Annotated in this window: 14 protein-coding genes; 3 read left to right on the plus strand and 11 right to left on the minus strand. The window is 30.4% G+C overall.

All coding sequences use genetic code 11. The features are described from left to right. Positions 1-3 precede the first annotated feature (3 nt). The 10 genes from rpsS to rpsL all read right to left on the minus strand — a co-directional run bounded on the left by rpsS (position 4) and on the right by rpsL (position 7,505). Positions 4-273 carry a 30S ribosomal protein S19 gene (gene rpsS, locus QZ288_RS08350; RefSeq protein WP_008723378.1) on the minus strand — a complete coding sequence of 90 codons (270 nt, stop codon included), beginning with the start codon at positions 271-273 and terminating at the stop codon, positions 4-6. Then, on the minus strand, positions 273-1,109 hold the full coding sequence (rplB, locus tag QZ288_RS08355; protein ID WP_295157621.1) for a 50S ribosomal protein L2: 837 nt from the start codon (positions 1,107-1,109) through the stop codon (positions 273-275). Before rplB ends, rpsS begins: the two co-directional genes overlap by 1 nt. 12 nt (positions 1,110-1,121) lie before the next feature. Beyond that, positions 1,122-1,415, minus strand: a complete 294-nt coding sequence (rplW, locus tag QZ288_RS08360) for a 50S ribosomal protein L23 (protein ID WP_176720004.1) — start codon at positions 1,413-1,415, stop codon at positions 1,122-1,124. Positions 1,416-1,425: 10 nt separating this feature from the next. Next, the gene (gene rplD / locus QZ288_RS08365) at positions 1,426-2,073 is read right to left on the minus strand and encodes a 50S ribosomal protein L4 (RefSeq protein ID WP_295157624.1); all 648 of its coding nucleotides are present in this window, start codon (positions 2,071-2,073) and stop codon (positions 1,426-1,428) included. Between the two features lie 29 nt (positions 2,074-2,102). Further along, a complete protein-coding gene (gene rplC, locus QZ288_RS08370; protein ID WP_295157627.1) occupies positions 2,103-2,756 on the minus strand; it encodes a 50S ribosomal protein L3 in 654 nt (217 codons plus the stop codon). 103 nt (positions 2,757-2,859) lie between these two features. Further along, a complete protein-coding gene (rpsJ, locus tag QZ288_RS08375; RefSeq protein ID WP_008723370.1) occupies positions 2,860-3,165 on the minus strand; it encodes a 30S ribosomal protein S10 in 306 nt (101 codons plus the stop codon). A gap of 83 nt (positions 3,166-3,248) precedes the next feature. Then, positions 3,249-4,475, minus strand: a complete 1,227-nt coding sequence (gene tuf, locus QZ288_RS08380) for an elongation factor Tu (RefSeq protein ID WP_295157631.1) — start codon at positions 4,473-4,475, stop codon at positions 3,249-3,251. Between the two features lie 68 nt (positions 4,476-4,543). Continuing rightward, positions 4,544-6,625 carry an elongation factor G gene (gene fusA / locus QZ288_RS08385; protein WP_295157634.1) on the minus strand — a complete coding sequence of 694 codons (2,082 nt, stop codon included), beginning with the start codon at positions 6,623-6,625 and terminating at the stop codon, positions 4,544-4,546. A 20-nt stretch (positions 6,626-6,645) separates the two neighbouring features. Continuing rightward, positions 6,646-7,116 carry a 30S ribosomal protein S7 gene (gene rpsG, locus QZ288_RS08390; protein ID WP_295157637.1) on the minus strand — a complete coding sequence of 157 codons (471 nt, stop codon included), beginning with the start codon at positions 7,114-7,116 and terminating at the stop codon, positions 6,646-6,648. A 14-nt stretch (positions 7,117-7,130) separates the two neighbouring features. After that, positions 7,131-7,505 (minus strand): 30S ribosomal protein S12, encoded by a 375-nt coding sequence (gene rpsL / locus QZ288_RS08395; protein ID WP_020064458.1) that lies wholly within the window; start codon positions 7,503-7,505, stop codon positions 7,131-7,133. A gap of 605 nt (positions 7,506-8,110) precedes the next feature. On the opposite strand from rpsL, the gene QZ288_RS08400 reads away from it, so the two are divergent. The 3 genes from QZ288_RS08400 to QZ288_RS08410 all read left to right on the plus strand — a co-directional run bounded on the left by QZ288_RS08400 (position 8,111) and on the right by QZ288_RS08410 (position 11,531). Beyond that, positions 8,111-8,395 carry a hypothetical protein gene (locus QZ288_RS08400; protein ID WP_295157644.1) on the plus strand — a complete coding sequence of 95 codons (285 nt, stop codon included), beginning with the start codon at positions 8,111-8,113 and terminating at the stop codon, positions 8,393-8,395. A 22-nt stretch (positions 8,396-8,417) separates the two neighbouring features. Next, a complete protein-coding gene (locus QZ288_RS08405; RefSeq protein WP_295157647.1) occupies positions 8,418-9,659 on the plus strand; it encodes a tetratricopeptide repeat protein in 1,242 nt (413 codons plus the stop codon). Positions 9,660-9,806: 147 nt separating this feature from the next. After that, positions 9,807-11,531 (plus strand): GerMN domain-containing protein, encoded by a 1,725-nt coding sequence (locus QZ288_RS08410; protein WP_295157650.1) that lies wholly within the window; start codon positions 9,807-9,809, stop codon positions 11,529-11,531. 303 nt (positions 11,532-11,834) lie between these two features. Here the strand turns inward: QZ288_RS08410 and QZ288_RS08415 are convergent, their stop codons facing one another. After that, positions 11,835-13,421, minus strand: coding sequence for a peptide ABC transporter substrate-binding protein (locus tag QZ288_RS08415; RefSeq protein WP_295157653.1), 1,587 nt, complete (start codon positions 13,419-13,421; stop codon positions 11,835-11,837). Positions 13,422-13,680 lie beyond the last annotated feature (259 nt).

A 13,680-nucleotide genomic window follows, 5' to 3' on the forward strand; every position in this document is an offset into this window, starting at 1 on the left:
TCCTTATTTCTTACCTACTTTAGCGGCACCTGCATGAGATATAAATTTTCTTGTCGGTGCAAATTCGCCTAATTTATGACCTATCATATTTTCTTGTATATAAACTGCTACAAATGTTTTTCCATTATGAACATTTATAGTAAAGCCTATCATCTCTGGAATTATTGTTGAAGCACGGCTATAAGTTTTTATTTGATGCTTATTATCTCCAGCTTGTATCTTCTTAAAAAGATTCTTATCTACAAAAGGTCCTTTTTTAATAGAGCGAGACATTATTTCTTACCCCCTCTTCTCTTAATTATTAATCTGTCAGAATATTTATGTTTTTTTCTGGTTTTATATCCCTTAGTAGGCACGCCTGTTGGTGAAACAGGATGAGGATTACCTTGTCCGCTTTTACCTTCACCGCCGCCATGAGGGTGATCTACTGGGTTCATTACAACACCTCTTACTTTTGGTCTTCTGCCTTTATGTCTTGTAGTACCAGCTTTACCGTCTGTAGTATTGAAATGATCTAAATTTCCAATCTGCCCTATAGTAGCATAGCAATTTTCTAATATTCTTCTCTCTTCTCCTGAACGAAGTCTTATTACGCAATAACCGCCTGATTTAGCTGTTATCTGAGCTCCTCCGCCTGCCGCTCTGACAAGCTGACCGCCTTTTTTAGGAGTTATTTCAATGTTATGTATTATAGTACCTAATGGAATTTTTTTCAATGGCAAACTGCAGCCTATTTTAACTTTTGCATTTTCACCGCTTACTACTCTATCGCCTACATTTAATCCCAATGGCCATATTATATATCTTTTTTCGCCATCTGTATAGTGAAGCAATGCGATGCGAGCAGTTCTATTAGGATCATATTCTATAGAAACTACTTTAGCTTCTATATCATGCTTATCTCTTCTAAAATCTACATATCTAAATAGTTTTTTATGTCCGCCTCCGCGACGACGCATAGTTATAATACCATTTGAACCGCGTCCGCTTATACGTTTTTTTCCGTGTACCAATGATTTACAGGGCTCATTTGTTGTAATATCCGAAAAATCAACTACTGTACGATAACGCAGACTTGGTGTTGTCGGTTTAAATTTCTTAATAGCCATCAGTATCCCTCATTATTTTACTATATCTATTGATTCTTTGCCGTCAAGAACTATTATCGCTTTCTTATAACTGCGTGTATATCCGCGTCTGCTCATTCTGCGATTTTTCTTTTTAGGCTTTACATTTATTATCTTACAATCTAACGGATGAACATTAAATATTTTCTCAACCGCTTTCATCAATTCCTGCTTATTAGCATCCTGTCTTACTTTAAATACATAATAACGCTTCTCTGTTCCTCTAGGCTCAGTTCTAAGCATATTACTTTTTTCTGTAAGTATAGGCTCTATTAAAAGTGAATACATGCTCATATTTTTAACCCTTAATTCTAGCATTTAATTTAGATAAAGCTGTTTTAGTAAAATATACCTCATCAGCATAAAATAAAGGATGTACAGACATACTGTCTGCATTTACAAGCTTTAAATCTTTAATATTTCTTAATGATAATAATAATTTATTATAATTATCACCTAAAGCTTCATCTTTACCTACTACAAATGCCACTTTTCTTGTATTTGGTTCTTTAACCTTACTTATAAAACTAGCCATTCTTTTTGTTTTTGGAGCGTCAAAAGTAAAATCCTCAAAAACTTTAAGAACATTGCTTCCATATTTTAAAGATAAAACAGACAATAGAGCCTTACGTTTCATTTTCTTTGGCAATCTATAGCTATAATCTCTAGGCTTAGGAGTATGAGTTTTACCTCCGCCTACCCAAATTGGCGACCTAGTAGAACCTGATCTTGCTCTTCCTGTACCTTTTTGTCTCCAAGGCTTTTTACCGCCTCCTGAAACTTCTGCTCTTGTTTTAGTAGAGTGAGTTCCCTGACGCCTATTAGCTAATTCATTTTTGATTGCTTCGTAAAGTAGATTATTGTTAACTTCTGATTTAAATATCTCATCAACAATCTCTAAATTGCCTACGCTATCTCCATTTTCATTTAGTATTACTACTTCCATTTTATCATCCTGTTATTATTTCACTCTAATTAATTCATTGAGTTCTTCTTTTTATTGCGTTTTTTAACCGCTGATGTCAATTTTACTATGCTGTTAATAGCACCGGGTATAGCACCTTTAATCATAATCAAATTATCATCAGGTCTTATTTCAACTACTTTCAAATTTTGTATAGTTGTTAAAGCATTACCCATATGACCGGGCATACCTTTACCTTTCCATACTCTTGAAGGGTAGCTGTTACATCCTATAGAACCTGCTCTTCTTCTAAAGTTAGAGCCATGGCTCATAGGACCGCCGTCATAGTTATGTCTTTTCATTACTCCTGCAAAACCGCGTCCTTTACTCAAAGAACTAACATCTATAAAATCGCCTGCTTGAAATATATCTGCTTTAAGCTCCTGACCTACTGTATATGAACTAGTATTATCCATTCTGAACTCTTTCAAATATTTCTTAGGCTCTAAATTTGCTTTTTTAAACTGACCTATTTGAGGCTTATTTAAATGCTTTTCTTTTACGGCACCATAGCCCAATTGAATAGCACTGTAGCCATCTTTCTCATTATCTCTTATCTGCATAACTGTGCATGGTCCAGCCTCTACAACTGTTACTGCTATAGCATTGCCAGTTTCATCGAAAACTGTTGTCATACCCAATTTTTTGCCAATTATTCCTACCATCGGCGAATCCTCTATAATGATTTTACTTACTACTTTTCTATTGTTTCAAACTATTACAGATAAAACGTAGTAAAGCTTTATCTTTAATATTTCAATTAAACACTTATTTAAGCTGAACATCAACCCCAGCCGGAAGTGCTAATTTTTTAAGAGACTCTGTTGTCTGAGGAGTTACATCAAAGATATCTATTAATCTCTTATATATACGCATCTCAAATTGTTCTCTTGATTTAATGTTTACATGCGGACTTCTTATTACTGTTACCTTACGAATGCTTGTAGGCAATGGTATAGGTCCTGATACTCTAGCTCCTGTTTTCTTTACACTAGCTACTATAGACTGAGCTGATTGATCAATAAGCTCAATATCAAAGGCTTTTAGTTTAACTCGTATTTTCTGTTCTTTCATAGCTTGAATTACTCGCTTTCTCTTAATTTATTAAAGGGTATATCTTTAATAAAAAAGTCATACCCTTTTATTTCTTAATTTAATTATTCTAATATTTTTGTTACAACGCCATTACCTACTGTCTTACCGCCTTCACGAATAGCAAATCTTTGTTTTTCTTCCATAGCGATTGGAGTGATAAGCTCAATAGTTAAGTTAGCATTGTCGCCCGGCATAATCATCTGTGCACCTTCTGCTAAATTTATTACTCCTGTCACATCTGTTGTTCTAAAGTACATTTGAGGTCTGTAGCCTGTTACGAAACCGCTATGTCTTCCGCCCTCTTCTTTCTTCAAGATATAAACTTCTGCTTCAAATTTTTTATGAGGAGTGATAGTACCAGGTTTAGCTAATACCTGCCCTCTTTCTACTGCTTTACGCTCAATACCTCTTAAAAGACAGCCTACATTATAACCAGCTATACCAACAACTTCTTTTTTGAACATCTCAACGCCTGTACAAGTCGTTTTCTGAGTGTCTCTGATACCAACTATTTCAACTTCATTACCTTTCTCAATTTTACCTCTTTCAATTCTTCCAGTAACAACTGTACCTCTTCCCGGAATTGAGTATACATCTTCAATTGACATTAAGAAATCTTTATCTACTTCACGAACAGGATCTGGAATATATGTATCTAATGCATTTAATAAGTCTATTATGCATTTACAATCAGGATCAGTTCTAGGATCTTTTCCTGCTTCAATAGCCTGAATAGCTTTAATTGCAGAACCTCTGATAATAGGAGTTTTAGAGCCGTCAAAACCATAATGATCTAATACATCTATTACTTCTGCTTCTACTATTTCAGCCATTTCAGGATCATCTAATTTATCGCATTTATTTAGGAATACAACTATATAATTTACGCCTACCTGTCTTGAAAGAAGAACATGCTCTTTAGTCTGAGGCATTACTCCGTCTTCTGCTGATACTACCAATATAGCACCGTCCATCTGAGCAGCACCTGTAATCATATTTTTAATATAGTCAGCGTGACCCGGACAGTCTACATGGGCATAGTGTCTGTTATCAGATTCATATTCAACATGCGATGTTGCAATTGTCAATATCTTTGTTGGGTCTCTTCTTCCCTGACTTTCAGAAGCTTTTGCAACTGAGTCATAAGCTACTCTTTGTACTGTTTCTGGGAACATTGCAGATGATACTGCTGTTATTGATGATGTCAATGTTGTTTTACCATGGTCAACGTGTCCGATAGTACCAACATTTACGTGTGTCTTTTTACCTTCGTAAGTTCCTTTAGCCATTTTAATCCTCCAATTATTTATACTTTAGTAATTTATTTTTATATTTAATTTGTAACATTTTCAGCTACTTACTTGCTGCTGCCCATTCTAGCACCTATTATCTCTTCTGCTACATTTTTAGGTACTTCCTCGTAATGAGAAAACTGCATTGTATAGCTAGCTCTTCCCTGAGAGACATTTCTGATGCTTGTAGTATATCCGAACATCTCTGCAAGAGGTACTGTAGCATTTATAGATTTATAGCCTGATTTATCTGTAAATCCATGTACTTGTCCTCTTCTTGAAGCTAAATCGCCTATTATATCGCCCATATAATCTTCAGGAGTTACAACCTCTACTGTCATCATAGGTTCTAATAAATAAGGATCTGCTTTTTTACATCCCTCTTTGAAACCCATTGAAGCAGCAATTTTAAATGCCATTTCTGATGAATCTACTGGGTGAAATGATCCGTCATAAGCTGATACTATAACATCAAGCATAGGATAATTAGCAAGAACTCCTGTATTCATAGATTCTACGCAGCCTTTTTCTACAGCTGGTATATACTCTCTTGGAACTGCTCCTCCGACTATTTCATTATTAAATTTAAATCCTGCATTATTTTCATTAGGTCCTATTCTAAGCCATACATCTCCGTACTGACCTTTACCGCCTGACTGACGAACGAATTTACCCTGAACTTCAACAGTTTTCTTAATACCTTCTCTATAAGATACCTGAGGGCGTCCTACATTTGCCTCAACCTTATATTCTCTTTTCATTCTATCGCAGATAATCTCTAAATGAAGCTCTCCCATACCTGCAATAATTGTCTGTCCTGTTTCTTCATCAAAACTAACTCTGAATGTAGGGTCTTCTTCAGCAAGTCTTGATAAAGCTACTGACATTTTGTCTCTATCGCCTTTTGTTTTAGGCTCTATTGCAACATTGATTACTGGTTCAGGGAAATTAATTGATTCTAATATGATAGGAGAATTTTCAGGACATAATGTATCTCCTGTTGTTGTATCTTTAAGTCCTACTGCTGCTGCTATATCTCCTGAATAAACAACATCAATTTCTTCTCTTTTATTAGCATGCATTTGAAGTATTCTTCCGATACGCTCTCTTTTGCCTTTTGTAGCATTAAACACATAAGAGCCTGCTTCCAAAATACCTGAATAAACTCTTAAAAATGCTATCTTTCCTACATGAGGATCTGTCATAATTTTGAATGCTAATGCACTGAATTTTTCATCATCTGATATTTTTCTTTTTATAACATTACCATTCAAATCAGAACCCTCTACTTCCTGCTTATCAACAGGAGAAGGCAGATAATCAACTATTCCATTTATTAATACTTGAATACCTTTATTTTTGAAAGCTGTACCGCAGAACATAGGAAAGAAATCGGCTGTTAATGTAGCTGTTCTTATAAGTCTTTTTATTGTAGCTGCATCTATCTCTTCGCCTTCAAAAAATTTATTCATAGCATCATCATCATATTCAACAATAGCTTCTAATAATGAATTTCTGTATTCCTCTGCTTTTTCTTTTAATTCAGGTCTGATTTCTCTCTCTTCTATCTTCATACCGTCTTCAGAAACCCAAATTATTTCTTTCATATTTACTAAATCAACAACACCCTCAAAATTACTTTCTGCACCTATAGGTATAACTACAGGATGGCTATTAGCTTTTAATCTATCTCTTGTCTGGTCTAAAACAGCATAAAAATTAGCCCCTATTCTGTCCATTTTATTAACAAAAATAGCTCTAGGTATTTTATAATTGCTAGCCTGTCTCCATACGGTTTCACTTTGAGGCTGAACACCTCCAACTGAACAGAAAACTCCTACTGCACTGTCAAGAACCCTTAAAGATCTTTCTACTTCTGCAGTAAAGTCAACGTGTCCCGGAGTATCTATTAAATTAATCCTATTTCCATTCCAAAAACATGTAGTTGCAGCTGAAGTGATAGTAATACCTCTTTCTCTCTCCTGCTCCATCCAGTCCATTTCTGCCGCACCTTCATGCACTTCTCCTAATCTATGAGTTTTACCTGTAAAGAATAATATACGCTCACTTAAAGTAGTTTTACCCGCATCAATATGAGCCATAATACCGATATTACGTGTGTTTTCTAATGAAATTTGACGTGCCACTTAAAAACTCTCCTTAAATACTACCACCTGAAGTGTGCAAATGCTTTATTACCTTCAGCCATTCTATGAACTGTATCCCTCTTAGCAACTGCCTGACCTTTTCCGTCTATAGCATCTACTATTTCATTAGATAAACGCTCTATCATACTTCTTCCGCCTCTTTTTCTTGAAGCATCTATAAGCCATGTAAATGCTAAAGAGTTCTGTCTATCAGGTCTTACATCAACAGGAACCTGATATGTAGAACCGCCTACTCTTCTTGATTTTACCTCTACGCGTGGCTTGATATTTTCTATAGCCTTATTAAAAGCCTCTAATCCGTCTTTACCTGTTTTTTCTTTAACTAAATCCATAGCCTTATAAAATATATTTTCAGCTTTACTTTTTTTACCGTCATACATAAGCTTATTTATAAACTTACTGATAATAACGCTTCCGTAAATAGGATCAGCATCTATTTTTCTAGTTTGTGCTCTTCTTCTTCTAGCCATATTACTTTACTCCATTAAGCCTTTGGTTTTTTAGTGCCGTATTTACTTCTAGCTTTCATTCTCTTTTCTACGCCTGTAGCTTCACGGCTTCCGCGAACTATATGATAACGGCAGCCCGGCAAATCCTTAACACGGCCGCCTCTTATAAGCACACGGTTATGCTCCTGAAGAGTATGATCTATACCAGGAATATAAGCTGTTACTTCCATACCGTTAGTTACTCTCACACGGGCAATTTTACGCATAGCTGAGTTAGGTTTTTTAGGAGTAGTTGTTGTTACACGGGTACATACTCCTTCTCTTTGCGGACATTTCATTAATGCAGGCGATTTAGTTTTATTTATTATACGCTTGCGACCTTTTCTTACTAATTGATTAATTGTAGGCATAAAATACAAAACCTCTAATTCTTTATTTTATTTATTACAAGCCAATCCGTTTTAAAGGACTGACATCATTAATATTTTTCTTTTATAAAACTTCAAATATGAAACAGTATTCATTAACTGAGCAATTATAGTATTAAAACTTAATCATCGAGAGAAAATATACTATACGCTTTAATCATTTTTATGAAAGTTAGAGCATTATAAAGCATTAATATAAAAAAATCAATACCATATAATATTTTTTTTACTTTTTTTTATTATTTTAGTTAATATTTTCCTATTATTATTAAAAATAAAAGTATATAATATATAAATTAAAACAAAAGCATATATTCCTGCTGTATTAATTGATTATTATGAAATATATTATCATTATTATTTTAACATAATATCAATTCTTACATTGTACAGCAGCATAAGCAAAATTAATATTTAATTAAGCAAATATTTTATAAACAAATCAGCTTTTATTTATATAAAAATATGCATTTATAATTATTAAAAATATTAAATAACACATAATTATTTTGATAAAAGTATGCAATAAAATACTTGAAAATTTTATAAGTATACTCTATACTTTCATTAAAAGAGGTATTAATTTTATGCTTGAAAAAGTAAAAGATTTTTATAAGACTAAAAAAATTTTATTTTTCATTATACTTTTTATTTGGCTATTATCAACAGTGCTGTTTGGGGTATTAATAGGTTTAAATTCCAGTCCTAACACTATACCATTAACACCTGAAGAAGAAAATTCAAAAGCCCATAATATAATAAAAGAAGATGAAGAAAAAATTTTAAAAGGCGAAATGCTTTCAACAAAAGAAAATTTGAGCTTTGATGATTTAGAATACTCAAGGAATTTTATAGAAAGCCGAAAAAAATAATACTAACTTTTAGGAGATAATTATGCGTGTTTATTTATATTCTGCTCTCATAGTTATGTTTACAATATTTAATACAGCATTTTCTCAAGAAACTATAACAGTTCAGCCTGATAATCAAGTAGTTACTAATTCTGGGGCTTCCCGTATTAAAGGCGGTCCTTTAGAAGATGATTTGCTTAAAACTGTAGACTTATCTGAAAATACTCTTTTTTCAATAAAATTAAATGCTACAAATTTTGACAGATATATTCGTATAACAAGCTATTCTACTAATCTCGATTTCGTAAGATTTACAAGAGATAAAACAAATGCATTTATTACATTTAGAACTTTAACTCCGGGAATAGGAAAACTTGATTTCCAAATAGATAATGAAGAAAATATTATAAGAAAATATTTTTATACTATAAATGTAACTAATAGTAATGGATTAGCTTCTATGCAGACTAACGCTGTATTAGAACCTGATAATGAAATGACTAATAATATAGCAACTAATAATAACACTCCTAATAATGAAAATATGCCAGCAAATGAAATTATTAATAATCAGACTAATAATATACCTAATAATACTCAAACTTCAATAATTAGAGAAAATACTAAGCCTAAAAAAACTGCAGAAACTAATCCTGAAATTACAGCATTATTTAATTCAGCAGAAGAATTAAAAAAGATTAAAGATTATAATAATGCAGTTAATACTTACAGCAATCTTATAAGCGAATATCCTAATTCAAAATACTCTGTTTACAGCTATTTTAGAATAGGAGATATTTACAATCAGAAGAAAGATTATAATAATGCTTTTAATATGTATAATGAAGCTTCAAAATTAAAAAATGCTGACAATAATGAAAAAGCAGCGGCTGTTTATTCTATGGGAGTTATGAAAAAATATGAAAATAAACATGATGAGGCTATTGCATATTTTAATGATGTTATAAATAAATATCCTCAAACCCCTATTTACGGAAATGCTGCTTATGAGGCTGCTGATAGTTTAAAGCAGACAGGAAGAGCATCCGATGCCGTTTCTATATTAGAAAAATCATTAGAAAAAAATAATAGTTTTTCTAAAAGAGGGGACTCTATATTGCTTTTGGCTGAAATATATGAAAAAGGCGATAATAATACTAGAAATTTTGAAAAAGCCTACAAAGCATATAATAAATATTTAGCCGAATATCCTAATTCTTCTAAAGTTAAATATGCTAATGACAGAAAAAATTTTTTATCCCGTAATGCTGTTCATATAAAATAAATAAAACAAAAAAATATATAACCTTTTAGAAATAATATTTTCTAAAAGGTTTTTTTATATAATAAAAATATCAATTATAATAAAATTCTAATTGCATTTCTAATTTTATCGATAATTAAAATGATATATAAATTCCGGAGTTAACAAGTGCCAAGATATGAGCAGCTAAAGTCAAAATCTAAAAGTATATCATATACAAGACAAATTAGAAATGAAAATAAAGAAACAAATTTAAAAAAACCGATTATAATTTCAATAATATTCATAATAATGACATCTGTAATATTCACAGTAGTAAAAAAATATTCTCCTATGGTGGATATAGCAATAAAAGATTTTTTTTCTATAAATCATAAAGAAGCATTAGTTCTTGAAAGCGACGGTATAAGCGAAGATCAAAATAAAATGAGTTTTTTAAATAATATACCATTATTCAATTTCTTTATAAAAGAAGATACAAATAAAACTTTATCTGTAATGACTTATGAAACTAATTCAAAAATAGAAGCTGCTTTAAATATGAATGCAAATGATGATAATGAAAGAAGTCAGATAATAACAAGAGAATCTTTACTTCCTTTTTTTAATAACAGCGGAAAAAATAATTCTATAATTTATGATAACAATTATATTGATTATGGAAATAATCATGAATCTGTGCTGTTTTCAAATGATAAAGGACAGCTTTTAAATGATAGAAAACAGCAAAATAATAATACTCAAATAGAAGAGCATTTGGAAAATGAAAAAACATATAATTATTTGGAGCAGATGATATTAGAAAATAGAAATAATAATACTCAAAATGAAATTTCAAATATAAAAAACAGCAGTATAGATATAAATATAAAAACTAATAGTAATGAACAAAATAATTCTCAATTTCAAAAAGGTATGTTTGATAATATTTTAAAACCAAAAGAAAATAACAGCAGAAGGGAAACTACAACTATGAAGCCCGCCTCAACTACTAGCTTCAGTAAAAAAGCTCCTCCCAGCTATATTAATGAAACGCAAAATAATAATAATAATGACAGCTATGATTTTAATATTGATAAATACTTAAAAAAAGATACACCAAATAATAATAATACGGAAAGAATTATAAATAACAATATAGAAAAAACTGATAACAATGAAAAATCAAGTAAGGAAGATATTATTAAAAGCTCTATTTATACTATAACAAAAACAAATTCCTTTGATAAATCTAGTATAGATTATAATAGAGTAATTAATGATATGGTAAATCCTAATAACAGTATAAAAAGAGATAATAATATAGTAGCAGAAGAAAAAAAAGAAAGTATAATAAAAGAAAACAGAATTATAAAAAATGATGATGAATATAAAAAAGAAATTATTAAAAAAGCACAAAACGATATAAATAATTATAATATAAAAAAAGCTAATAATAGTATAAGCAGAGATTTAAAAGATAGAAAATTAAAAGATAATAATAGCGAAGGCATATATTTAGTTGAATATAATGAAAATACAGGCTCTATTACATTAATATTTAGAGAAAGAAAATTCAATAATAAATTATCCATAGAGAAAGCTATAAATGAATTATTGATAGGTGCAACTGATGAGGAAAATAATAGAAATATAATAAGCTGCATACCTAGAGATACTAAACTTCTTGATTTATTTATAGAAAAAAATACGGTATATTTAAACTTTAATGAAAACTTTGAATTTAACCCTCTTGGCAATGAAGGCACAATGGTTCAGATTTATCAATTTGTATATACAGCCACTCAATTTGAAGGTATAGATAATGTTATATTTCTAATAAACGGCAAATTAAATGAAACTATAGGTGCTGAAGGTGCTATAGAAAATATGCCTTTTAGAAGATTTAAGTAATATTAAAAATTATAAAAATACATATTGATTTTTTATAAACTTATATTATGTATATATAAAAATGTATAGTTAAAATCTTTATTTAAGAAACTGTTAATCAAATGATGATATAAAATTATTAGAAGTATGATAAAAGTTAATATGACAGTGTATATATTTAAATATCATATAATTGTATTTTAGATAAGTTTAAAAAAATATATGCTGTATTATGAAATATTAAGAAATTAGTATTTAAAAAAATATAAATACTAACTTCTTTTAATTATCAAAAACTAATATATTATTTTTCTAAATAAAAAACTATTTAATATAACAATAAAAAAATCTTCTTATTTCTAAAGTATCAACTATAACATCTTTAAGTTTGGGGTTTTGCATTGAAGGGGCGGTATAATGATAAAGCGGTATAAACGCCATATCCTCACCTATAAGCATATCCTCAGCAGTATGCATATTAGACATTCTAATTTTATTATCAATAGTATTTTTTGCCTCTAGTATAAGCCTATCATACTCAGCATTGCTGTATCCTACCCTATTTCCAGAACTAGTACTTACAAAAAGGTCGGCAAAAGTCATAGGATCAAGATAATCTCCTATCCAATCAGCCCTGCAAATTACATATTGTCTTGTCTGCCTATTTTTCTGAAATACAGACCATTCCTCCTGAGTTATAGTCATATCTATATTAAGATTCTCATTCCACATCTGCTGAACAGCTTCCGCTATAGTTACTCCGATACCCGGATTAGTTTTAAAATCCAATACAGGAAAATTATCGCCGTTAGGATATCCAGCCTCAGATAAAAGCTTCTTAGCCTCTTCTATATTTGATTTATAATCTTCTTTTTTTATGCTGTAATATTCTCCTCCATTATCTCTAAAATCTCCTTCTATATCTTTTAACCCATAAGGTATAAATGCAGCTGCAGGAACTTCGCCTCCTTTAGTAATATTTTCTACTATATAATTTCTATCTATAGCAAGCGATAAAGCTCTTCTTACCCTTTTGTCTTTTAAAACTTCATTTGTATTATTTAAAGCATAATAAGCAGTTCCAAGAGAAGGTTTTATAACTAAATAGCCTTCATTTTTTATTAAATCAATATTTGCATTTGGGACTTTTGATGAGTACAATATAGAACCTTCTTTTATAGCAGGATATAGCGTAGATATTTCAGCAAACATTAAAAAATCTATTTTTTTAGCTTTTATATTATCCTTATTCCAATAATTAGTATTAAGCTCTAAAGATATTATTTCATCAGGCTTTCTCATAACCATTTTATAAGGTCCGTTTCCTATATATGTATCTGGTGAAAAAGTCCAATCATCATTTATAAATTCTTCTCTAAGCGGAGAAAATATCGGTATAGAAGCTAGTTCTAAAAAGTATGCTGTAGGACTTTCAAAATTTATAACTAAAGTTTTATCATCTATTGCTTTTACTCCAAGTTCTTCTGCAGGAAGTTTTCCTTCAAGTATTTTGTCTGCATTTTTTATGGGAGTAATTAAAAAATTATATGATGATGCTGTTTTCGGATTTGCAAGCCTTCTGAAAGAATATACAAATTCATCTGCAGTTAAATCTTTGCCGTCAGACCATTTAGCATTATCTCTAATGTAAAAAGTCATACTAAGTCCGTCTTCTGATATATCCCAGCTTTCGGCAGCACCTCCAATTATATTATTATCTCTATCTTTAGTTGTAAGACCTTCAAATACATGAACAGCATAAATCATACTGTCTGAAGCAGATAAAAATGAAGGATCTATACTTTGAGGCTCTGCCCCTATGCTCACTCTTATAACTTCATTACTGCTATTCTTATGCATACATGATAATAAAATAATTGAAATTAATAATAAATATATAATTTTTTTCATAATGATTATCCAATATTTTTATATTAACATAATATTTATATCTTAATATAAATATTTGTCAATAACTAAATATAAAAATTAAGGGCGTACAGCAAATTCATTTGCTATACTTTTTAAGCAAACAATTTTTATTAGCAATAATAAAAAATTTTGTCTTTACTTTTTATTTTTTCACTGTAAAATATACTTATGATTAAGAAATACTTTAATGTTTTAAACGACTATTTTATCAGATATCTTTTTGCTAAAGAAGGACATG

This window comes from uncultured Brachyspira sp. (assembly GCF_910578695.1).
In the GTDB taxonomy this organism is placed as follows: domain Bacteria; phylum Spirochaetota; class Brachyspiria; order Brachyspirales; family Brachyspiraceae; genus Brachyspira.

Excerpts from the sequence above, each read along its gene's own strand:
- rplB (WP_295157621.1), bottom strand. The coding sequence starts at position 1,109 with ATGGCTATTAAGAAATTTAAACCGACAACACCAAGTCTGCGTTATCGT.
- QZ288_RS08400 (WP_295157644.1), top strand. The coding sequence starts at position 8,111 with ATGCTTGAAAAAGTAAAAGATTTTTATAAGACTAAAAAAATTTTATTT.
- rplD (WP_295157624.1), bottom strand. The coding sequence starts at position 2,073 with ATGGAAGTAGTAATACTAAATGAAAATGGAGATAGCGTAGGCAATTTA.
- rplW (WP_176720004.1), bottom strand. The coding sequence starts at position 1,415 with ATGTATTCACTTTTAATAGAGCCTATACTTACAGAAAAAAGTAATATG.
- rplC (WP_295157627.1), bottom strand. The coding sequence starts at position 2,756 with ATGGTAGGAATAATTGGCAAAAAATTGGGTATGACAACAGTTTTCGAT.
- QZ288_RS08405 (WP_295157647.1), top strand. The coding sequence starts at position 8,418 with ATGCGTGTTTATTTATATTCTGCTCTCATAGTTATGTTTACAATATTT.
- rpsJ (WP_008723370.1), bottom strand. The coding sequence starts at position 3,165 with ATGAAAGAACAGAAAATACGAGTTAAACTAAAAGCCTTTGATATTGAG.
- rpsG (WP_295157637.1), bottom strand. The coding sequence starts at position 7,116 with ATGGCTAGAAGAAGAAGAGCACAAACTAGAAAAATAGATGCTGATCCT.
- rpsL (WP_020064458.1), bottom strand. The coding sequence starts at position 7,505 with ATGCCTACAATTAATCAATTAGTAAGAAAAGGTCGCAAGCGTATAATA.
- rpsS (WP_008723378.1), bottom strand. The coding sequence starts at position 273 with ATGTCTCGCTCTATTAAAAAAGGACCTTTTGTAGATAAGAATCTTTTT.
- QZ288_RS08415 (WP_295157653.1), bottom strand. The coding sequence starts at position 13,421 with ATGAAAAAAATTATATATTTATTATTAATTTCAATTATTTTATTATCA.
- tuf (WP_295157631.1), bottom strand. The coding sequence starts at position 4,475 with ATGGCTAAAGGAACTTACGAAGGTAAAAAGACACACGTAAATGTTGGT.